The organism is Mycobacterium sp., from assembly GCF_035633495.1.
Taxonomy (GTDB): domain Bacteria; phylum Actinomycetota; class Actinomycetes; order Mycobacteriales; family Mycobacteriaceae; genus Mycobacterium.
In genome coordinates, this window is sequence record NZ_DASQEU010000052.1 from 1 (window position 1) to 21472 (window position 21472).

Here is a 21472-nt window from a genome sequence, read left to right on the forward strand (position 1 = left end):
TGTCCTCGAGGAGGACGTAGTCGAACTTGGCGCGCTCGAGATCGCGCGCCACCTCGACGTAGAAGTCGCGGGTGAAGTCACGGCCGCCGTCACCCCAGTTGCCGTTCCACTCGTCGGCGACGAAGTTGAGAAACCATCCCATTTGAAACATGGCTCAAGACAAGCGTGGCGCCGTTTCTCAATCGTGTCGTATCGGTACCGCCCACATCAACCCCGTCTCGAGTGATTCGGGCGCGCAAACCGTCGCTCAGCGAACGTTTGCGCGCCGAAATCGGGGCAGGGGCAGGGGCGGGGGGCGGGGGGACTAGGCGAAGCGCTTGGTGAACCGCGGGGGCAGCACCTTCATCAACTCGACCAGCGGCCACCACGGCCAACCGGGTACGACGGCGCGACCCTTCTCCTTCTCGATCGCGTCGACCATGGCCTTCACGCCGGTCTCGTTGTCGACCATGAGCATCGTCGAGTTGGACTTCGCCGTCATCTCCGACTCGATGTAGCCGGGTTCGAGCACCGTGATCTTGATGGGTCCGGACGCGTATTCCGCCCGCAGCGATTCGCCGAGCGACGTCACACCGGCCTTGCTCGCGGCATAGGCGGCCTTGACGCCAGGCACGCCCTTGTTGCCGAGCACCGAGGACACCAGCACGAGGTGTCCCGCGCCCGCCTTCTTGAAGATCTCCAGCGCCGTCTCGATCTGCACCAGCGCCGCAACGAGATTCGTCTCGATGGTGGCCTTGTTGGCCCACGGCTTGCCGGCGCCCAGTGGGTAGCCCTTGCCGATTCCGGCGTTGACGATCACGCAGTCGATGCCGCCGAGTTCGTCACCGAGCTCGGCGAACACCTTGGGCACGGCCTCGTGGTCGTTCACGTCGAGCGCAGCGAGGGCCACCGTGATGCCGGGATACCGCGTCGTCAGCTCGGCCTTGAGCTCCTCGAGGTTGTCGGTGCGGCGTGCGCACAGCGCGAGGTCGCGGCCCTTGTCGGCGAACTGGCGTGCCATGCCCGCGCCGAGTCCCGAGCTGGCGCCGGTGATGAGGATCTTCTGGCGAGTCATCCGGGCAGCGTAGCCAACCGGTCGGGCGGCCCATCGCCGAGTTCTGCGCCACGGTCGCGCCGGCCAAGAAGTCACGACTCTGACGCAGAAGTCGCGAACGACGAATCTACTTGAGCAGCTTCGACATTCGCCGATCCGCCAGGATCTTTCCGCCGGTCTGACAGGTCGGGCAGTACTGGAACGACTTGTCGGTGAAGGACACCTCGCGCACGGTGTCGCCGCAGACCGGGCACGGCATCCCGGTGCGCGCGTGCACCCGCAGCCCCGAACGCTTCTCGCCCTTGAGCGTCGCGGCGCCCTGGCCGACGGATCGCGACACCGCGTCGGCGAGCACGGAGATCATCGCGTCGTGCAGGACGCCGAGTTGCGCGTCGGTGAGCTTGCCCGCAGTCGCGAACGGCGACATTCTGGCGACGTGCAGGATCTCGTCGCTGTAGGCGTTGCCGATGCCCGACATCGTTCGCTGATCGGTGATGACGGTCTTGATGCGCCCTCCGTTGCCCTTCAGCACTGCCGCCAGTTCCTCGGGTCCCAGCGACAGTGCGTCGGGTCCGAGGCTCGCAATCTGGGGCACCTTCATCGGATCGTCGACGAGCCACACGGCGAGCCGCTTCTGGGTGCCGGCCTCGGTCAGATCGAAGCCGGGCGCCTCCCCGGGCGTGCCGAGATGGACGCGTAATGCGATGGGGCTCTTGCCTCCTGGCCGCAGCGGGACGGCCGACAGTTTGTCCGACCACCGCAGCCAACCCGCTCTGGACAGATGGGTGATCAGATGCATATTCCCCGCCTGCAGTCCGAGGTACTTCCCCCACCTGTTGGCACCGGTGACCGTCTGGCCGTGCAGCGCGGTGATGGGCGGATCGAAGGTCTTGAGCACGGACAGCGCAGCGACGTCGACGCGCCCGACCGTCAGCCCCAGCGCGTGCCGGCGGAGGTGGTCGGCAAGGGCTTCGACCTCGGGGAGTTCCGGCACGACTTCCAGGCTAGCGACTGAATCGCTAGGAATCGGGCAGTACCAGCGACAGCAGCCAACTGACGACCGACAGCACGATGGCCGCCCAGATGGCCGTCCACCAGAAGTCGTCGATGTAAAGACCCCAGTGCGTCGTGTTCTCGGTGATCCAGGAGGTAATCCACAGCATCAAGGCATTGATGACGACGTGGATCAGGCCGAGGGTGAGGATGTACAGCGGTATCGAGATGAGCTGCACGATCGGCTTGATGAACGCGTTGACCACACCGAAGATGACGGCCACGACGAAGATGATCCCGACTCGCTGCAGGGTGGTGTCACCGCCGACGAATTCGATGCCCGAGACGATCTTGGTGACGACCCACAGCGCCACGCCGGTGAGCCCGGCGCGCAACAGAAACTGCCCCATGCGAGTGATCCTGCCACCACCAGCCCGAATGGCACTCAGGGACGCAGCAGGTAGGTGTCCATGATCCAGCCGTGACGCTGTCTGGCGTCGGCGCGGACTGCCGCTATCCGCTCACCCACCTCGCCGACCGTCCCGTCGACGAGGATCTCGTCGGCCGTGCCGAGGTAGGCGCCCCACCAGATGCGCGTCGCGGGCGGACAACCGAGGAAGGCGCAGTCACCGTCGAGCATCACCACGGCCGCGCCCGTCAGTCCCCGTTCGCGGAACCGCCGGCCCGTCGTGATGAGCACCGGCTCGCCGACGTCGTTGAGCGGTATCCGATGCCGGGCGGTGAGCGCCTGAATTGCGGTGATCCCGGGGATGACGTCGTAGGTGAAGTCGAGACGCTCAGCGACCATGTCGAGGATGCGCAGGGTGCTGTCGTACAGCGACGGGTCGCCCCACGCGAGGAACGCGCCGACGCCGTCGTCGGTCAGTTCGTCGCGCAAAGCCTCCGCCCACAGGCCGGCCCGAGCCTCGTGCCAGTCGGCGACGCGCCGCCGGTAGTCACCCGTTTGCGCCCGCTGGGGGTCGGCCAGTTCCACGAAGCGGTATCCGGGTTCGCGGATGAAGCGCTGGCAGATTTCTCGGCGCAGAGCCACCAGGTCGTCCTTGGTCTCGCCCTTGTCCATCGCGAAGAAGACGTCGACGTCGTTGAGCGCCTCGACGGCCTGGACGGTCACGTAGTCGGGATCACCCGCCCCGATGCCGATGACGTGGATGCGGCGCGTCACGGAACCGCCAGTATCCGGTACCGGGGGTATTGACACGTTGAGCAAAGCCTCATTAGGTTCCAACAATATCGACGCACAAGGTCAGCTGATCGGATGTCAACGATGACACTCTCTCCTGAAGCCGTCCGGCGCACCTCTGCCCCGAGCCGGGAGGAGTTCTCCGAACGCCTGCTTCGGGGTTCGGTCAGAAAGTCCTACGAACCGGTCGTCGACATCGACTGGGACGCGCCGCTGGATCCCGACAAGTTCTTCCTGCCGCCGAAGTCGGTGTCGCTGTACGGAACGCCGCTGTGGGACGGCATGACCCGCGCACAGCAGATCGAACTGTCCCGCCAGGAACTCGTCAACACGCTGTCGGCGGGCATCTGGTTCGAGAACATCCTCAACCAGGCGTTGCTGCGCGACCTGATGCACGCCGACCCCACCTCCAACGCGACGCACTACGCGCTGACCGAGATGGGCGACGAGACCCGCCACATGGTCATGTTCGGCCGGGCGATCGAGAAGGTCGGTGGCAAACCGATGCGGCCGCGGCGGTACCAGCGCATGCTCATCAACGCCTTGCCACTCACCTTCAGGGGATCCCTGCTCTGGGTCGCCGCGCTGGTCGGCGAGGAGATCTTCGACTCCCTGCAGCGCAACATGATGGACGACCCGGAGTTGCAGCCGGTCGTGCAGCGGCTGATGCGAATTCACGTCACCGAGGAGGCCCGGCACATCCAGTTCGCCCGCGATGGCGCGCGCAAGCGCGTGGCCGAGATGCCGCGGCTCAACCGGATGTGGGTGGCCAACCTCAACGGCGTCGGCGGGCTCTTCTTCCGGCACCTGTTCACCAACGCCGCGCAGTACCACCGCGCGGGACTCGATGGCCCCGAGGCTCGCCGCATCGCGCGCCGCAGCCCGCACCGCCACGACGTCCAGGTCCTCGGGTTCGCACCACTGGCGGCGTTCCTCTCCGAAGTCGGGTTGATGGGGCCGATCGCGCGCCGACTCTGGACCCGCACGCACTTCCTTCCGGGGCCGGCCGTCGAGCGTCGACGCGTACCCGACGCCAAGCCCGGCACGCGTGAGAGCACCGACGACGTGTACGACGGTCCCGCGGTGCTCGGCGTCGGCGATACCGACTACGAGACTCGAGTGCGACTCATCGGGCACCTCGATCCGATCGACGGTCAATACCACTGGCAGGGAACGGTTTACGGGGCGCTGCCCGACGACGTACTCAAGCAACCCAGGGCGACGCTCACGATTGACGGGCGCAGCCAGGCGCGCATCACCGAACGCACGCCACAGGGCGTCTACGGGGTGGTCGGCGTGGGCACCCCGCCGTTCGAGTGACGGCGCCCTCCGAAGGCCACCGCCAGTAGCACCACCGCGAACACGGCTCCCACGGCGCCGGAGACCAGCAGCGGAACCGTGCCGTCGGCGCCCCAGGCGAAACCGGCCCACAACCCGGCCGCCAGCACCGCGAACCCGGTCGCGCCCTGAAACACTCCCTGCGCGCTGGACTGCACGTCCGAACCCACCAGCGACGAGATCCACGCCTTGCCGACACCGTCGGTGCAACCGGTGAACAGGCCGTACGCCCCGATCAGCAGCCAGGCGGCAACGGGATCGTCGGTCAGTCCGAGCCCGAGGTAACCGATCGCGAAGAACACCAGCCCGATGCCGAAGACCGCCGACCGCGGGATCCGATCGGCGAGCAGACCTGCCGGATAGCTCGACAGCGCGTAGACCGCGTTGTAGCCGACGTAGGCCAGGATGACCTCGGCCACCGAGAAGCCGATCTCGTTGAGCCGCAACAGAAGCAGCGCGTCGGGGAAGTTCACCACCGCAAAGGCGACCAGCAGCGCGGTCACCCGCCAGTAGCCACCGGGCAGATCCCGCACCCGCGAGAACGTCCCGGTCCGCACCGCCGTGACGACGCGCCGAGGCTCCCGGACCAGGAACACCAGCGCGACGCTGAGCACGGCGGGGATCACCGCCACCCACAGCAGCGGCGCGATCTGGTGATCGAGCAGCTCGTAGCCGGCCAGGCCGAGCAGCGGGCCGACCACCGCGCCGAGCGTGTCCATGGCCCGGTGGAACCCGAACACGCGGCCGCGGTCGGCGACGTCGACGTCGGTGACGAGCAGGGCGTCCCGCGGGGCACCGCGCACCCCTTTGCCGAGCCGGTCCACCACCCGCCCGGCGAGCACGCCCGGCCACGCGGCGAAGGCCGCCACCATCACCTTGCCGAGCGCGGCCATCCCGTATCCGGTGGCGATCAAGGGACGTCGGGCGAACCGGTCACCCAGCGGCCCGGACGCCAGCTTCGTCAGCGACGCGGCACCCTCGGCGGCACCTTCGATCGCGCCCACCACCGAGGGCGGTGCACCCAGCACGGCCGTCAGGTAGATGGGCAGCAGCGGGTACAGCAGCTCGCTCGCGGCGTCCTGCAGAAAGGACACCGCCGAGAGCACCCGGATGTTGCGGGTCAACCACGTCCGGGGGTTTCTCTCTCCTTGCACCGCGCCAATGATGCCCGACGATTCCAAGTCGCAGAATTAGAACGTGTTCTAGTATTCGATCATGCGGTTCACCTATGCGGAAGCCATGACCGATCCGAAGTACTACATCCCGCTGGCCAAGGCGGCCGACGAGGCCGGGTACCACGCGATGACCATCCCGGACAGCATCGCGTATCCGTTGGAGTCCGACTCGAAGTATCCGTACACCGAGGACGGCAACCGCGAGTTCCTGGACGGCAAGCCGTTCATCGAGTCGTTCGCCCTGATCGGCGCCCTGTCCGCGGTGACGACGCGGCTGCACTTCAACATCTTCGTACTGAAGCTGCCGATCCGACCGCCAGCACTGGTGGCCAAGCAGGCCGGTTCGCTGGCCGCGATGTTCGACAACCGGCTCGGCCTGGGGGTCGGCACCAGCCCGTGGCCCGAGGACTACGACATCATGGGCGTCCCGTTCGCGCGGCGCGGCAAGCGGATGGACGAGTGCATCGACGTCATCAGGGGTCTGACGTCCGGCGACTACTTCGAACACCACGGCGAGTTCTACGACATCCCCAACACGAAGATGACGCCCTCACCCACGAAGCCCGTGCCGATCCTCGTGGGTGGGCACGCCGACGCCGCCCTCAAGCGCGCCGCGCGCAACGACGGCTGGATGCACGGCGGCGGCGACCCCGCAGAACTCGACCCGCTACTTGCCAAGCTGAACAAGTACCGGGACGAAGAGGAACGGATCGGGCTGGCCGACGAGTTCGAGGTCCACGTGATCTCGATCGACGGGTTCACCCTCGACGGCGTCAAACGACTCGAGGACAAGGGCGTCACCGACGTCATCGTCGGGTTCCGCATCCCCTACATCATGGGCACGGACACTGAGCCGCTCGACGACAAGATCCGCAACCTGGAGTGGTTCGCGGAGAACGTCATCGCGAAGGCCGGTTAGGTTCGGGCCACCAACGCGTCGACGGCACGGGCACTGAGCACCTCGTCGAGCACCATGACGGCGCCACCGACGGTGCCGGACTGGCTACCATGCGCCGCGGGCACCACCTCGAGGGTGCGCGTGGCTTGCGCAGTGGCGTTGCCGTACAACGTTTCCCGCAGCCCGGCGACGAAGATCTCGTAGGCCCCCGCCATGTCGCCCGCCACGACGACGACCGCCGGGTTCAACAGGTTCACCGCGGCCGCGAGGACCTCGCCGACGTACCTGCCGCTGTCGCGGATCATGCGACGCGCCTCGGCGTCGCCGCCATGGGCGATCTCGACGACGTCGCGCAGGTTCCTGACCGATCGGCCCTGCTGCTGCAACTCGTGCACGATCGCCCAGCCACCCGCGATGGCCTCGACGCAGCCGGTGTCACCGCATCGGCACCGAAGGCCATGCGCGGCAGCGATCTTGTTGTGTCCGAATTCCCCTGCGGCCTGCGCGGCGCCACGCTGCAACACCCCACCCGCGACGATGCCCGCGCCGAGACCGCTCGATGCCTTGATGACGAGCACGTCGTGATACCCGTGGCTCTCGACGACGGCGATCGCGTTGGAGTCGTTGTCCAGAATCACTGGTACGCCCGAAAGACGTTGCAGCTCATCGAAGTACGGGCGCAGTTCGACGCCATCCCAGCCGCGCAGGATTGGCGAGTCTCGACTGCAGCCGCGGTCGCGGTCCACCGTGCCCGGCAGGCTCAGCCCGACGCCGTACACTGGGACGCCCGCGTACTCCTGCAACATCACGTCGAGACGCTTGACGACGTCGGGCATCAGGTCGTCCGGCCCGAGCGCGACCTCCTGATCGATGTCGTTGACCGATCGCACCTCGCCGGCCAGGTTGCACACCGCCAGCCGGGTTCGGCTGATCCCGACGGCCACCGACAGCACCAGGCCCGCAGCCGCATCGAACGACAGCAGCGTCGGCGGGCGGCCGCCGGTCGATGGGGCCTGTTCCCGTTCGGTCACCAGACCGAGGGCCACGAGTGCGGCGATTCGCGAGGCCACGGCCGTTCGCGAGAGTCCCGTGACTTGGCCGATCTCCGTACGCGTGATGTCTCGACGATCCCTGATCAGTGCGAAGACGTCGCCGACGGTGGCCATCCCCCGATTGAACCCGAGAAACGTAAGCTACGCCACTTTTGTGCTATAAAAGACAAAAGTCGAATTGATGGAAGGCGTAAGTGCGTCTACCGTTGACCCGGTGACAAGATCACTGGAACGACCCTCGGTCCCACTCTCCGTCGTCGCGCCACCTCCTTCGGTGCGATGGCTGGCCGTGTTCGCGCTCGCCGTCGGCGGGTTCGGCATCGGCACCACCGAGTTCGTGGCCATGGGCCTCCTGCCCGAGATCGCCGCGAGCCTGAACATCACCGAGCCCATCGCCGGACACGTCATCTCCGCCTATGCACTCGGCGTGGTCGTGGGCGCGCCCGTCATCGCCTCCCTCACGGCACGCATGCCCCGCAAGACGCTGCTGTTCGGGTTGATCACGCTGTTCACCCTCGGCAACCTGGCCAGCGTGCTGGCGCCGACCTACGAGACCCTGATCGCCGCGCGCTTCGTCGCAGGCATCCCGCATGGCGCCTTCTTCGGCGTCGCCGCCCTGGTGGCCGCCCACCTGATGGGACCGAAGAACCGTGCGAAGGCCGTCGCACACGTCATGAGCGGCCTGACCGTGGCGACCGTCCTCGGCGTTCCCATCGCGTCCTTCCTCGGCCAGCACTTCGGCTGGCGCAGCGCGTTCGGACTGGTCGTCGTGATCGGCGTCGCCACCCTGACGGCCATCTGGTACTGGCTGCCCGACCTTCGATCGATGCACGTCACCAGCCCGCTGACCGAGCTCAGCGCACTCCGTCGCCCTCAGGTGTGGTTGGCGCTGCTGATCGGCATGGTCGGCTTCGGCGGCATGTTCGCCGTCTACACCTACGTGGCGACGACGCTGACCGACGTGTCCGGACTGTCCCGCGGACTGGTTCCGCTGGGGCTCATGATGTTCGGCCTGGGCATGGTGGTCGGCAACCTGGTGGGTGGCAAGATGGCCGACATCTCGGTGATCAAGGGCCTCTACGCCTCCATCACCGCCCTCGGCGTGGTGCTCGCACTGTTCGTCTGGGCCGTCCACAACCCGTGGACCGCGATGCTCGGCCTGTTCCTCATCGGCGTCTCGGGTTCGGCGATCGGCCCGGCGCTGCAGACGCGGCTGATGGACGTCGCACACGGCGCGAAGACGCTCGCCGCGGCGCTCAACCACTCCGCACTGAACATCGCCAACGCGGCAGGCGCGTGGATCGGCGGCCTGGTGATCGCGGCCGGATACGGCTACACCGCTCCTGCCGCCTCTGGCGCGGTGTTGGCCGTCGTGGGCCTGTTGGTCCTGACCCTCTCGGTACTGCTGCAACGCTGGACGGAGCGCTCCGAGCCAAGTGATCAACGCCGGGCAGCCGACGACCTCTACGCGAAGTGGTGCGTCAGCGTGCACGTCCTCGGCCTTCGCCTGGACTTCGCGTTACGGCCGTGGAGCATGTCGCGGTGGCTCAGCCGACGCCGGCTGGCACCGGCCGGCTGACGAGTCAGAGGGTGGCTGAGTCCTCGTCGTCCTCGTCGTCCTCGTAGTCCTCGTCGATGACGTGGACCGCAGCCTCCTCGGCCGAGGCCGCACCCCCGTCGATGCCGACCTCGCTACCCACCAGATCGGCTTCGGTGTCCGTACCGAAACCCTCATCGGGTGCGACCAGTCGGCCCGCACGCCGATCGCCCACCTCGTCGTCACCGGCCTGCTCGTCGAGATCGTCGGGATCGTCGAGCTGCATCGCCGGGTCGGGCTCCTCCTCGGCTAGGAGTTCGTCCAGGGTTTCGCCCTCCTTCGGCTCCTTCCACCTGTCCGGTGGCGAGTAGCCCTCGTCGAGCAGGTCGTCGACGCCCCTATCGACCAGGGTGTCCTCCTGCGTCAGCTGATCGTCGTCGGCATCGCTGTAGTCACTGCTCATGACTTAACGATGTCATAGCGACGACGCGCGCGGCTCGTGTCAGTCTGGATGCATGACCGCACGCCACTTCGCTCGGCTGGCCGGCGCCCCCGTCGCGATCGCCTTCGCCCTCCTGGTCTCCCCCGCGGGAGCTCCGACCTCGTGGGCCGCACCGTGTTCGGACGTCGAAGTCGTCTTCGCGCGGGGCACGTTCGCCCCGCCGGGTCTCGGCGGCATCGGACAGGACTTCGTCAACGCCGTGCGCTCGAAGGTCGGAGACAAGTCCGTCGGCGTGTATGCCGTCGTCTATCCGGCGAGCACCGACTTCCCGACAGCCGTCGACGGCATCCGGGACGCCGCCAACCACATCGAGAACATGGCAGCGACCTGCCCCGACACGAAGCTCGTACTCGGCGGCTACTCGCAGGGCGCCGCAGTGATCGGTTTCGTCACCGCCAACGCGGTGCCCGGCGGAGTGGACCCGTCCGAGGTGCCCAAGCCGATGCCCGCAGGCGTCGCCGACCACGTCGCCGCGGTGGCCCTGCTCGGCACGCCCGACACACAGTTCATGGAGATGATCAGGCAGCCGCCGGTCACGGTCGGCCCGCTCTACGCGAGCAAGGCCATTGAACTGTGCGCACCCGGCGACCCCATCTGCTCCGACGGAGACAATAACGCGGCTCACGCGAGCTACACGACCATCGGATTGACCGACCAGGCCGCCTCGTTCGTCGCCAGCAAGGTCTGACGTCGCGCGCCTACTCGATCGCCTGCAGCCGGTCCAATGGCGCCCATGACAATCACCGTCGACAAGTTCGAGGTCGCTGATCCGGTGGACGCCTGGACGCGAGCCGGGTTCAGCATCGACCCCGACGCCGTGTGCCGCATCGGCGGGGTTGGCATCCGACTGGTCGGACGTGGCCGCGGCACCGGCATCGTCGGGTGGTCGCTGCGCGGCCTGCCGTCGGACGGCTCGTTCCACGACCTCGACGGCGTGCCGACGACGAGGTCGGGCGCGGTCACCGCGACGCCGGCTACGCACTCGAACGGCGTCACCGCGATCGACCACGTCGTGCTGCTGTCACCTGACCTGGGTCGGACGGTCGAGTCGCTGGCCGCTGTCGGTGTGGACCCGCGCCGGGAACGGGACGGCGAACTCGGCGGACGACCGATCCGCCAGGTCTTCTTCCGGTTCGGAGAGGTCATCGTCGAGGTCGTCGGCTCGCCGGAGACGGCAAGCGATGGTCCATCCACGCTCTGGGGGCTCACCTACGTGGTCAGGGACATCGACGCGACGGCCTCGTTCTTCGGTGACCGCACGGCACCGGTCAAGGCAGCGGTGCAGCCCGGACGCCGGATCACCACGCTCCGGCACCACGAGCTCGGGATGTCGGTCCGGTCGGCGATGATCTCGGCGCACGTTCGCGATCACTGAGGAGGTCGCTCCTCGCGAGTCGCTCCACCCCGCCGCTCCACGCAGTGCCTATTCTCGGGCGCATGATCGTGGACGTCGTGTTCATCCACACCGACGGCGGGTGCAGACCCAACCCCGGCCCCGGCGGCTGGGGGGCGGTGCTGCGCCAGCGTGAGCACGTCCGCGAGATGTGCGGTGGCGAGCCCGGCGAGACCAGCAACAACCGGATGGAGTTGACCGCGCCAATCATGGCGTTGGAGGCGCTAACCAGACCCGTGGTGGTTCACCTCTACACAGACAGCACCTACGTCAGAAACGGCATCACCAAGTGGGTCCTCGGCTGGGAACGCAACGGCTGGAAGACCGCCGCCAGGCAGCCGGTGAAGAACGTCGACCTCTGGAAGCGGCTGCAGATGGCCTGCGCGCGGCACCACGTCGAGTGGTTCTGGGTGAAGGGGCACTCGGGTGTCGCCGACAACGAGCTGGCCGACGTACTTGCGACCCAGGGGATGCAGGAAGCGATCAACGCTTCCGGATGATGGTCGGCGCGCGCCGCTTCGAGACCGAGCTTTGGAACGCCCTCGATGCCCGGCTTCGCTCTGAGTACGACCTGCCACTGAGCCGGTTCGAGCCCATGCAGGTGATCGGCCGCGACGGCGCCTGCCGGGTAAACGACATTGCCGAGGAGTTGGCGATAACCGTCGGCGGCACCAGCAAACTCATCGACCGGATAGAAGCGTCCGGGCACTGTCGGCGCCGTTCCAATCCTGACGACCGGCGCTCGTCGATTATCGAACTTACGGCCGCGGGACGACGCATTCTGAATGCCGCCACCGACACCTTCGAGGACGAGCTGGCCGCCCGGCTCGGATCGGCGGTCTCGGCCCGCACAATGAAGCAATTCGGCGAAACTCTTGCCAAGCTTCGCTACGCCAACAACAGTGCGGCGACAGCCGCCAAAACCACATAGCTTGTTACCGACGGACGTCGGAATGGTCCCGAGTCAACTGCGAACGATGTTGGTAGTCAATGGTAGTCATCGATGTTGGGCCGATTGGCCGACACCGTCACTCCCAGACAACTGGCGGAGGTGCAATATTGGAAGTGTGCGGCGGTGAACGCACCGATGCTGGTACTCGGCAGCCAGGACGACGGCCACCCCAGCGCGAAGACGATCGCGGCCGCCGCCCGTCGCCTCTACTCCCACACCACCTCGCGCGGTTCCTTGTCCGGTCGCATCCCGCGCCAACTGGGTTGCCGAAGCCTGCCGTCCGACGTGCGCTCGCTGTAGCGCACCTCGCCGACCAACGTCGGCTCGACGAACGTCACCCCCTTGGCATCGGGGCCGGAAAGCCTTGCCTTGAACGGCGATTGATCGGTGTGCAGTGGCGCGAGCGTCTTCTTGAGCTTCGCGAGGTCATTGTCGGTGAAGCCCGTTCCGACCCGGCCCGCGAAGTGAAGGCCGTCGTCCTCCGGCACGCCGACGAGCAGCGCGCCGATGCCACTGGTGCGTCCGCCCTCGCCCGCGCGCCATCCGCCGATGACGACTTCCTGTGTCCGCCAGAGCTTGTCCTTGATCCACGACTGCGAACGCCGTCCCGGCTGGTAGGTGGAGTCGCGCTTCTTGGCGACCACACCCTCCCAACGGTGTTCGCGCGCGTACTCCAGCGCCGCGGGTCCGTCACCCGGCAGTTGGTCCGGCACGATCAGCCCGCCGCCCTGCGCCAACGCCTCCAGCAGCCTGCGTCGGTCGGAATACTTGGCGCGGAGCAGGGATCGCCCGTCGAGCTGCAGAATGTCGAAGGCCCAGAACTCGATTCGCGTCGAACGGGCCCGGTTCTGCATCTGCCCGAAGCTCGGCACGCCGGACTCGTCGAGCGCGACGACCTCGCCGTCCAGGATCACGTGGTGCTCGGCCAGGTCGGCGGCCAGTGCCTGCAGCTGCGGATACTCCCGTGTGACGTCGCGGCCGCTGCGCGTGCGCACGCGCAGTTCGCCGTGGTCGGCGTCGACCAGCAGTCGATAACCGTCCCACTTGCCCTCGAAGGCCCAGACTATCGACGACAGCTTCGCCACCGACCCGTGTGTGGCGAGCATGGGCGCGAGGTCACTCTCGGCGAGGACCGGTTGCTCCTTCATCCGGTGGGCCAGCCAGTTCTTCCCACCGGTCTGGATCAACGCGTAGCGCCCGGAGATCTTGCTGCCGTGCAGGGTGACGATGACCTCCCCGCCCTTCTCCGGCCCGTCGGGTTGATTGTCTCGAAACTTCTCGGTCTCGTATGTGCCTGAGTCCCAGACGGTCACGTTGCCGCCGCCGTACTCGCCCTTGGGGATCGCACCTTCGAACGTCGCGTACTCGAGTGGGTGATCCTCGGTGTGCACCGCGAGGTGGTTGACGGACGTGGTCTCCGGAAGGTTCTTCGGCACCGCCCACGACACCAGCACGCCGTTGCGCTCGAGCCGGAAGTCGTAGTGCAGGCGTCGCGCGTGGTGCTCCTGGATCACGAAGGTGTCGTCGTTGCCCACGGTCGGGGACTGCTGCGGCACCGGTTCGCGCGTCTTGGCCGGGTCGCGCATGCTGCGGTAGGTCGTGAGTTTGTCTGGCAGCGGCACGTTCTCGTCGAGTCCGGCGAGCAGGTCGCCGTCGCGCTCGACGCGCATCAGAACCTCGTCGAACCGTAGGTGCCTCAGGTCGGGATCGCCGATCTCGTCCCACGTGCGAGGAGCGGCCACCGTCGGCTGATCGCGGCCACGCATCGAGTACGGCGCGATGGTGGTCTTCGCGGCGCTGTTCTGACTCCAGTCGAGGAACACCTTGCCGGTGCGCAGGCTCTTGGTCATCGTCGCCGTGACCTGCTTCGGCATGGTCTTCTCGAGTTGCTGGGCGATCCGCTTGGCCAACACCGAGGCACCGTGGCTGCCGACCGGTTCCTGCAGCGGCACGTACAGGTGCAGGCCCTTGCTGCCAGTGGTCAACGGGAAGGTGGTCAGGCCGATGTCGGTGATGAGCCCGCGCACCTCGTGGGCGACCTCGCACAGTTGGCGGAATGAAACGCCTTCGCCAGGGTCGAGATCGAACACGATGCGCGTCGCGGGACCCGGCTGCCCGTCGACGAACCGCCACTGCGGGACGTGCACCTCGAGCGAGGCCTGCTGCGCAATCCAGGCAAGGCCCTCGCGGGTGTCGATGACCGGGTAGGTCGTGCTCCCGGACCTGTGCACGACGGTGCCGCGCTCCAACCAGTCCGGGGCCGACGACGCGAGCTGCTTCTCGAAGAAGTCGAGTTCGCCGATGCCGTTGGGCCACCGCTTGCGGGTGACGGGCCGGCCCGCAATGTGCGGCACCATGGCGTCGGCGATCGCGACGTAGTACTCGAACACCTCGGCCTTGGTGGTGCCGGTCGCCGGGTAGAGCACCTTGTCGGGGTTGGTCAGCCGTACCCTTTCGTAACGCTCCACCAGTCCAGTATCCGCGGAGTACCGTTCTCATCGTGGGAAGATTCGTCGCCGCAGCGCTATTGGCGGGTGCCGCCGCGCTCGGTGCCGCCGCGCCGCAAGCCGCCGCCGACCCCGAGGATCTGGTGCCCTACTGCTCCGGTGACCAGACGCCGATGGACACCAACTGCCGGGTGCCCTCGTCGCAGGTCTTCACCCACGACAGCTCCGGGGTGAGCCCCGAGCTGCCGTACGGCGTTGACCCAGGGAACGATCCGGCGATCTGACCCGTCAGTCGTCATCCATCTGCAACACCGCGAACGGTGCCGTCGGCACTTCGGCGACGGCCATCTTGGCGGCGGAATCGGTCGGGATGACATCACCGGCCAGCGCCGCGAGAGCCTTGTTGGTGCCGACGTCGCGGCCTGCCTTCTCGCTGAGCAGCCACCGCACCTCGAGCAGGTCGCAGTACGCCTGGATCGCGGTGCCCCGGTACTGCAGAACCTGGTGCGCCAGTTGTTCATACGGGGTCAGTATCTCGATGACCCACAGCCGCGCGGCCGTCGACTCATCCACGTCGTGGCCTGCCTCCGCGCACAACTGCGCCTGGTAGGCGTGCAGGTCGCCAAGCAGGATGGCCGCCTGTCCCTCGCCGACGTCCAGTCCGGTCAGCTCCTGAAGATGCTGCGCGTGATATCGACGGTCGCCGACGGCCACGCGTACCCGCATGCGGCTCGGGTCCGTCCCGTCCGGCTGCAGCGAGAGCTCGTCGACGGCGAAGCCGAGATCGTTGAGACGGCGGATGGTTCCCTCGACGCGGTACCGGTCGGAGAAGCCGAAGACCGGCTCGGTGTGAAGCAACTCCCAGAGCGTGTCGTAACGGGCCTGAACCTGTTCGGCTTCGGCGATCAGCGTGCCGTGCATCTCCTCCGGCAGGCCGAGACGCTCGGCGAGATCGACTAGCCCCTCCGCGACGTTCTCCACCAGGATCTCGAGGTCATGCCTGCGCTGTCCCCTGCTCAGCTGCGGGTGGATCTCGGAGGTCTCGGCATCGACCAGCCAGGCCTGCAGAAGCTGCCCGTCACGCGAGAACAACGTGTTCGCCAACGAACAGTCACCCCAGAACACTCCGTGCCGGTGCAGTTCGACCAGCAAGCCCGCCATCGCATCCAGCAGGCGGGCCCGGTGCCTCGGCTGGTCGGGCGGCAGCCGCATGAACAGCCTGCGGTACTGCCAGGATCCCTCGAGATAACGGGTCACCAGGATCGCGGTGTCGAACTCTGGCTGCAGTACCAGCCCCGCCGGATGCACCGCGGGCAGCCCCATGTCCTCGAGTCTGCGCAGTACGTCGTACTCCTTGACCGCGATCCGCGCAGGCATGTCCTTGACCGCCCAGAGATGGCCGTCGGCATCGACGAACTTCACCAGGTGACGGCTCATGCCCACGGCGATGTCGCGCAGTGGTACGTCTGGGACCACCCACTCCGAAAGCGGCCTGTCCCAAGGCAGCCCGAGGAGGTCGGGAGTTGGTGCACGGAGCCGCAACTCCGGTGCACGCATCTCAGTTGAGGCGTTCGCCCGAGCTTGGATCGAACAGGTGGACTGCTCCGTCGGGATCCCTGCGCAACCGCACCGTGTCGGCCAACCTGGGCGCCGTGCGCGGGTTGCAGCGTGCCACCAGTTCGACGCTGCCGGGGCCCGAGCCCGCATGCGTGTAGACATAGGCCTCGCTGCCGAGGTCTTCGACGAGGTCGACGACGACCTCCACGCCACCGGAATCGGTGATCTCGAACTGCTCCGGCCGGATTCCGATGGTGACCTCCTTGAGGCCCGCCTCGCTCAGCTTGTTCAGTTGGTCCCGTTCGAGTTCCAGCGTCGAGTCCCCGATCCGCACACCGTCGGAGGCGATCGGTGCCGTGAACAGGTTCATCGCAGGCGATCCGATGAAACCTGCGACGAAGGCATTCGCCGGCCGGTCGTAGAGCTCGTTGGGCGAAGCGAATTGCTGCAGTTTCCCGAAGCGCAATACGGCCACCCGGTCACCCATCGTCATCGCCTCCACCTGGTCGTGGGTGACGTAGACGGTGGTGGTGCCCAGGCGGCGTTGCAGCGCGGCGATCTGAGTGCGGGTCTGCACGCGCAGCTTGGCGTCGAGGTTGCTCAATGGCTCGTCCATGCAGAACACCTGGGGTTCGCGGACGATGGCGCGGCCCATCGCGACACGCTGGCGCTGACCGCCGGACAGCTTGGCGGGCTTGCGATCCAGATGCTCGGTGAGGTCGAGGATCTTGGCGGCATTCTCGACCTTCTTGCGCCGCTCTTCGGCCGACACCCCACGCAGTTTCAGCGCGAAGCCCATGTTCTCGGCGACGGTCTTGTTCGGGTACAGCGCGTAGTTCTGGAACACCATCGCGATGTCGCGGTCCTTGGACGGCACACCCGTCATGTCCTTGCCGCCGATCTCGATGGCGCCTTCGTCGATGTCCTCGAGGCCGGCTAACATGCGCAACGCGGTGCTCTTGCCGGAGCCGGACGGGCCGACCAGGACGATGAATTCGCCGTCCTGAATGTCCAGGTTGAGGTTGTCGACCGCGAGCGTGTCGGAGCCCTCGTAGATGCAGGACGCGTTCTTGTAGGTGATCGATGCCATGTCTGTTCTCTTTCCGCTCTAAGGGATATTGGGTGGCAGGGGGCCGGGGCTACTTGATCGCGCCGAACGAAAGTCCGCGCACCAACTTGTTTTGGGCGAACCAGCCGCAGAGCATCACGGGCAGTGCGGCCATGGTTGCGGCCGCCGACAGCACGGCCCAGTACTGACCCTCACCGGCGATGAAGCCGACGAGGTACACCGGCATGGTCTGAGCGTTCACCGCGGTCAGGTTCACCGCGAAGAAGAACTCGTTCCAGGCGAAGATCACACAGATCAGCGCGGTCGCCGCGATGCCTGGTGACACCAATGGCAGGATCACCTCGCGTACCGAGCGCCACAGGCTCGCCCCGTCTAGGCTGGCCGCCTCCAGCAGTTCGCCGGGAACCTCCATGAAGAACGACCGCATCATCCAGACCGCGATCGGCAGATTCATCGCCGTGTACAGAATCACCAATGCCCAAATATTATCCAGCAGGCCGATATTCGACACGATCACGTACAGCGGAAGGATCACCGCCACGATCGGCAACATCTTGGTGCTCATGAAGAAGAACAACGCATCCTGAGTCTTGCGGACCGGGCGCAGCGACAGCGCGAAGGCGGCAGGCACCCCGAGCAGGAGCACGAGCAGTGTCGAAAGCCCGGTGGCGAACACCGAGTTGAGCATGGCCGGCCCGATGCCCTGATCGAAGACTGCCCCGTACTGATCCAGCGTCGGGGTGAAGAACAGTTTCGGCGGGCTGGTCGCGGCGTCACTTTCTTGCTTGAAGGACGTCAGGACCATCCAGACCACCGGGAAGACGAACCCGAGCGCGGCGATCCATGCCACCACGCCCCACGGGCTGAACTTGCGGGACTTCTTCTTGCGTGCGTGCGCCGGGGCCGTTGTGGCCGAGACGCTTTCGGTAGCAGTGGTAGTCATGTCAGGCTGCCTCTTCCTTGCCGGAGAATGATTTGAAGATCAACCGGAGCGCGAAGTTGGCGATGATGATCGTGAAGATGACCACCACCACACCCATGGCCGCGGCCTGGCCCATGTCGAAACCGAGGAACGCGCGCTGATAGATGTAGAACGGCAGGTTCGCACTGGCGATACCGGGCCCGCCCTGCGTCATCATGAAGATCGCGTCGAAGGTGTTGATCAGGTAGATCGCTCCCAGCACCACCCCCAGCTCGATGAAGCGCCGAAGGTGGGGCAGCGTCAGCTCTCGGAAGAGTTGAAGCGCTCCCGCGCCGTCGACTCGACCCGCCTCCAGTTGGTCGCGCGGCATCGACGTCAGGCCGGCGAGGATCAGCAGCATCATGAACGGCGTCCACTGCCAGATGAGCTCCACCATCACCATCGCCAACGGGAACTGACCGATCCAGTCGACCTTGCCGATGCCTACCAGCGAGAGCAGCCAGTTCAGGATGCCGTTGTTCGGGTCCAGGATCGTCGTCTTCCAGATCAGTGCTCCCGCAACGGGTGTGACCAGAAACGGCGTGATGAGCAGCGTCCGCACGACTCCCCTACCGAGGAATGCGCGATCGAGCAGCAACGCCAGCAGCAGGCCCAGTAGCGCCGAAATCAACACGACGCCGACGATCAGAACGACGGTATTGAAGGCCACCGACCAGAACTGACTGTCCTTGACCACCGCGATGTAGTTGTTGAACCCGACGAACTGCCTCGAGCCCGGCCGCACCAGGTTCCACGACAACGTCGAGTAGTACAAGGTGAACACGAAGGGAACCTGCGTGACCAATATCATGAAGATCAGCGCGGGGAGCAGCGGACCACGCCGGCGCCAACCCTCGGCGCGGCTCACGCCGGTGTCCTGTGCTTCCCGGATCTTCTTGACCCGTTCCGCCACCGCCTTTTGGCTGGCGCCGGCCTCGGTATCAGCAATAAGGGTCATCACTTCTCCTGGTATGTCCGGCCGACGACTGCGGCGTATTCCTGTGCCTGGGCGAGCGCATCGTCGACGGACTTCTGTCCGGCGATCGCGGCGCTGATCTGTTGGCTCACCCGCGTCCCGAGATCCTGGAACTCGGGGATCCCGACGAACTGCACTCCGGTGTACGGAACCGGTTGCACCGTAGGCTTGTTGGGGGTCGCATTCTGAATCGACTTCAGGGTCAGCGGCCCGTACGACTTCGAGATCGCCTCGTACTCCGGAAGGTCCGTGTAGGTCGAGGTACGGCTGCCCGGTGGGACGCGCGCCCAGCCCAGCTTCTCCCCGACCAGTTTCATGTAGTCCTTGCTAGTCATCCAGGAGATGAACTTCCACGCGCCATCGGGGTTCTTGGCGTGCGTCGGAATGCCCAGCGCCCAGGTGTACAGCCAACCCGAGTTCGGCTTCTCGACGATCGGAGCGGGCAGGTAACCGATCTTGCCGACCAGATCCGGGTAGGTCTTGGGATCCTCTAGCACCGAGACCGCCGACGTCGCGTCGTACCACATCGCCGTCTGCCCCTGACCGAACAGGTTGGCGCACTCCTGGAATCCGGTTGAGGCGGCTCCGATTTCACCCGAGCGCTTGATCGTATCGACGTAGAAGTTGACTGCCTTCTTCACTTCCGGACTGTCGAGTTGCGCATTCCACTGTTCGTCGAACCAGCGCCCGCCGAAGGTGTTGATCACCGTGTCGAGCGGCGCGAGCACCTCGCCCCAGCCGGGCTTGCCGCGCAGGCAGATGCCCGCCCGGTCATCGGTCTTCAACTTGTCGGCCCACCCAGAGACTTCCTGCCAGGTCGGCTGGTAGTTCGGATCCTCATTGACCTTGATGCCGGCCTGTTCGAAGAGGTCCTTGCGGTACATCAGGAAGGACGACTCACCGTAGAACGGGACCGCGTACATGTTGCCCTCGTACGACAGCGAGTCCCGCAGCGACGAGATGAAGTCGTTCTTGTCGTAACCGGGTGTGTCCGCGATGAAGGGCTCCAGGTTTTTCAGCCATCCGTTTTTCGCCCACTCTGGGGCCTCGAAATTGCTGATCATCACGGCGTCGAACTCACTGCCGCCCATCGCGGCAGACATGGTGATCTTGGCGCGCGCCTGGTTCTCGGACAGCGAAATGAACTTCAGCTTGGTGCCGGGATTGTCCTTTTCGAACTCGGTCGACAACTTCTGGGCGTCCGCCATCTGCGAGTTGGATACCAAGGCGATCGTCACCTCGTCCTTCGACCCCCCCAAGCTGCCCGCGCCAGCACAACCGGCGGTCAGCGTCAGGCCGACGGCCACGGCGCACACCGACAGCTTTCGCAGTGCTCTTGTCACTTTTGTCTTCACCCCAATCCTCATTGAGTAACACTTTCTCGATTTGCGATTCCTACTGATCCAAAAGCCAACGTGCACAATCGATGTCGCATACCAGTAACTTCGCCAGCCCGCCGCGAAGCGCAGCGAGCGTCGCCTCGTGTTTGGACGGGCCGCTGCACACCAGGATGGTCTTGCCGCACTTGCGGATGTCTTCCAACGGCACGGACACCGCACGGTGTGCGAGCTCGGTCACGACGGGCGCTCCGTCCGAGTCGAAGAACCGACCGCCGATCTCACCGACGGCACCGAGTGACACCAGTTCGTCGAGAATCCTGGTGTCGAGGAAGCTGCCCTCGAACAACGTCGTGGACGTGCTCGTCGGCCCGACGCCGAACAGCATCGTGTCGGCGCGCCGGCCAGTCTCCAACGTCCGCGAGATCACCGAGTCGCTGCGCATGGAGACCACCGTCGACGGGTCGGCGTAAAGCGGCGCCGGGAGCCGCATGGCGCTGGCGCGCAACATGTCCGCCCCGCGACTGAGGATGAATTCCATCCCGGTCTGATACGCGGCGGTGGACATCGCACCGTCGAGTTGCACGACTACGCGGCAGCTGGCCACGCCCGGCGTCAACGCGGTGACGGCGGCGACCTGCTCCGGGCCCCAGGTGAAGCCGAGGACGTCGTTCTCGGAGAGGCGCCGCATGAGGAGCGCTCCCGCGGCCCGGCCCAGATGCCCGGTCACGACCGCTTCGGTCAAGCCGTACCGCTGCTCGAGGAGGCGTTCTTCATCGGCGTGCAGGTCGTCCTTCATGGTCGGCGGGACGACGACCTCGATTCGGACCAGGCCCCTGGCCTTCGCCCTGGCGATCAGCCTGCCGGCCGTCGGCCGCGAAACACCGAGCTTCGCGGCGATCTCCGCCTGGGTAAGTCCGTCCAGGTAGTAGAGGGTGGCCGCGCGGAGGGCGAGGCGGAGATCTTCCGGCGTCGCCCCGCCGTTCGGGGCCGCATCGGCAGGGGGTTCGGCCACCCTGCCATTCGACGTCGGTGTTGGTGTCGCCACGAT

The 21472-nt window shown here is 66.3% G+C and carries 22 protein-coding genes and 1 pseudogene; 8 read left to right on the forward strand and 15 right to left on the reverse strand.

Going from position 1 to position 21472, the window contains the following annotated elements; all coding sequences use genetic code 11:
* Positions 1-304: 304 nt before the first annotated feature.
* The 5 genes and pseudogenes from VET27_RS07735 to cobF form a co-directional block, all read right to left on the reverse strand.
* Positions 305-1054, reverse strand: coding sequence for an SDR family oxidoreductase (locus VET27_RS07735; RefSeq protein WP_526516723.1), 750 nt, complete (start codon positions 1052-1054; stop codon positions 305-307).
* 106 nt (positions 1055-1160) lie between these two features.
* Positions 1161-1634 (reverse strand): zinc finger domain-containing protein, encoded by a 474-nt coding sequence (locus VET27_RS07740; RefSeq protein ID WP_526516801.1) that lies wholly within the window; start codon positions 1632-1634, stop codon positions 1161-1163.
* Between the two features lie 156 nt (positions 1635-1790).
* Positions 1791-2027 (reverse strand): annotated as a pseudogene (locus VET27_RS07745) (DNA-formamidopyrimidine glycosylase family protein); the annotation flags it as partial.
* A 25-nt stretch (positions 2028-2052) separates the two neighbouring features.
* Positions 2053-2436 (reverse strand): phage holin family protein, encoded by a 384-nt coding sequence (locus VET27_RS07750; protein ID WP_526516725.1) that lies wholly within the window; start codon positions 2434-2436, stop codon positions 2053-2055.
* Between the two features lie 35 nt (positions 2437-2471).
* Positions 2472-3209: a precorrin-6A synthase (deacetylating) gene (gene cobF / locus VET27_RS07755; protein WP_526516727.1), complete on the reverse strand. Its 738-nt coding sequence runs from the start codon at positions 3207-3209 to the stop codon at positions 2472-2474.
* Between the two features lie 102 nt (positions 3210-3311).
* Here cobF and VET27_RS07760 point away from each other — a divergent pair, with 102 nt between their 5' ends.
* The gene (locus VET27_RS07760; RefSeq protein WP_526516729.1) at positions 3312-4547 is read left to right on the forward strand and encodes a diiron oxygenase; all 1236 of its coding nucleotides are present in this window, start codon (positions 3312-3314) and stop codon (positions 4545-4547) included.
* Here VET27_RS07760 and VET27_RS07765 read toward each other — a convergent pair.
* Positions 4508-5719 carry an MFS transporter gene (locus VET27_RS07765; RefSeq protein WP_526516731.1) on the reverse strand — a complete coding sequence of 404 codons (1212 nt, stop codon included), beginning with the start codon at positions 5717-5719 and terminating at the stop codon, positions 4508-4510. The genes VET27_RS07760 and VET27_RS07765 overlap by 40 nt on opposite strands.
* A gap of 61 nt (positions 5720-5780) precedes the next feature.
* On the opposite strand from VET27_RS07765, the gene VET27_RS07770 reads away from it, so the two are divergent.
* Positions 5781-6659, forward strand: coding sequence for an LLM class flavin-dependent oxidoreductase (locus tag VET27_RS07770; RefSeq protein ID WP_526516733.1), 879 nt, complete (start codon positions 5781-5783; stop codon positions 6657-6659).
* On the opposite strand, the gene VET27_RS07775 is transcribed toward VET27_RS07770, so the two are convergent.
* Entirely contained in the window at positions 6656-7804 is a 1149-nt protein-coding gene (locus tag VET27_RS07775) for an ROK family protein (RefSeq protein ID WP_526516735.1), read from the reverse strand. The two genes, VET27_RS07770 and VET27_RS07775, sit on opposite strands and share 4 nt — an antisense overlap.
* Positions 7805-7904: 100 nt before the next feature.
* On the opposite strand from VET27_RS07775, the gene VET27_RS07780 reads away from it, so the two are divergent.
* A complete protein-coding gene (locus VET27_RS07780) occupies positions 7905-9269 on the forward strand; it encodes an MFS transporter (protein ID WP_526516737.1) in 1365 nt (454 codons plus the stop codon).
* Positions 9270-9273: 4 nt separating this feature from the next.
* Here the strand turns inward: VET27_RS07780 and VET27_RS07785 are convergent, their stop codons facing one another.
* Positions 9274-9690, reverse strand: coding sequence for a DUF5709 domain-containing protein (locus VET27_RS07785; RefSeq protein WP_526516739.1), 417 nt, complete (start codon positions 9688-9690; stop codon positions 9274-9276).
* Between the two features lie 52 nt (positions 9691-9742).
* On the opposite strand from VET27_RS07785, the gene VET27_RS07790 reads away from it, so the two are divergent.
* From VET27_RS07790 to VET27_RS07805, 4 genes are all read left to right on the forward strand, one after another.
* Positions 9743-10417, forward strand: coding sequence for a cutinase family protein (locus VET27_RS07790; RefSeq protein ID WP_526516741.1), 675 nt, complete (start codon positions 9743-9745; stop codon positions 10415-10417).
* A 45-nt stretch (positions 10418-10462) separates the two neighbouring features.
* A complete protein-coding gene (locus tag VET27_RS07795; RefSeq protein WP_526516743.1) occupies positions 10463-11104 on the forward strand; it encodes a glyoxalase in 642 nt (213 codons plus the stop codon).
* A 62-nt stretch (positions 11105-11166) separates the two neighbouring features.
* Positions 11167-11622, forward strand: a complete 456-nt coding sequence (gene rnhA / locus VET27_RS07800; RefSeq protein ID WP_526516745.1) for a ribonuclease HI — start codon at positions 11167-11169, stop codon at positions 11620-11622.
* Positions 11619-12053 carry a MarR family winged helix-turn-helix transcriptional regulator gene (locus tag VET27_RS07805; RefSeq protein ID WP_526516747.1) on the forward strand — a complete coding sequence of 145 codons (435 nt, stop codon included), beginning with the start codon at positions 11619-11621 and terminating at the stop codon, positions 12051-12053. Before rnhA ends, VET27_RS07805 begins: the two co-directional genes overlap by 4 nt.
* Positions 12054-12280: 227 nt before the next feature.
* On the opposite strand, the gene VET27_RS07810 is transcribed toward VET27_RS07805, so the two are convergent.
* Positions 12281-14545, reverse strand: coding sequence for an ATP-dependent DNA ligase (locus VET27_RS07810; protein WP_526516803.1), 2265 nt, complete (start codon positions 14543-14545; stop codon positions 12281-12283).
* A gap of 29 nt (positions 14546-14574) precedes the next feature.
* On the opposite strand from VET27_RS07810, the gene VET27_RS07815 reads away from it, so the two are divergent.
* Positions 14575-14805, forward strand: a complete 231-nt coding sequence (locus VET27_RS07815) for a hypothetical protein (protein ID WP_526516749.1) — start codon at positions 14575-14577, stop codon at positions 14803-14805.
* A 4-nt stretch (positions 14806-14809) separates the two neighbouring features.
* Here VET27_RS07815 and VET27_RS07820 read toward each other — a convergent pair whose 3' ends face one another.
* From VET27_RS07820 to VET27_RS07845, 6 genes are read right to left on the reverse strand one after another with little or no spacing between them, the layout of a single operon-like run.
* On the reverse strand, positions 14810-16078 hold the full coding sequence (locus tag VET27_RS07820) for a DUF4032 domain-containing protein (protein WP_526516751.1): 1269 nt from the start codon (positions 16076-16078) through the stop codon (positions 14810-14812).
* Position 16079: 1 nt separating this feature from the next.
* A complete protein-coding gene (locus tag VET27_RS07825; protein WP_526516753.1) occupies positions 16080-17168 on the reverse strand; it encodes an ABC transporter ATP-binding protein in 1089 nt (362 codons plus the stop codon).
* A gap of 49 nt (positions 17169-17217) precedes the next feature.
* Positions 17218-18090: a carbohydrate ABC transporter permease gene (locus VET27_RS07830; protein WP_526516755.1), complete on the reverse strand. Its 873-nt coding sequence runs from the start codon at positions 18088-18090 to the stop codon at positions 17218-17220.
* A 1-nt stretch (position 18091) separates the two neighbouring features.
* A complete protein-coding gene (locus VET27_RS07835; protein ID WP_526516757.1) occupies positions 18092-19066 on the reverse strand; it encodes a carbohydrate ABC transporter permease in 975 nt (324 codons plus the stop codon).
* Complete coding sequence (locus tag VET27_RS07840) at positions 19066-20451, reverse strand: ABC transporter substrate-binding protein (RefSeq protein WP_526516759.1); 1386 nt, start codon at positions 20449-20451, stop codon at positions 19066-19068. Before VET27_RS07840 ends, VET27_RS07835 begins: the two co-directional genes overlap by 1 nt.
* 28 nt (positions 20452-20479) lie before the next feature.
* Positions 20480-21436 carry a sugar-binding transcriptional regulator gene (locus VET27_RS07845; protein ID WP_526516761.1) on the reverse strand — a complete coding sequence of 319 codons (957 nt, stop codon included), beginning with the start codon at positions 21434-21436 and terminating at the stop codon, positions 20480-20482.
* Positions 21437-21472 lie beyond the last annotated feature (36 nt).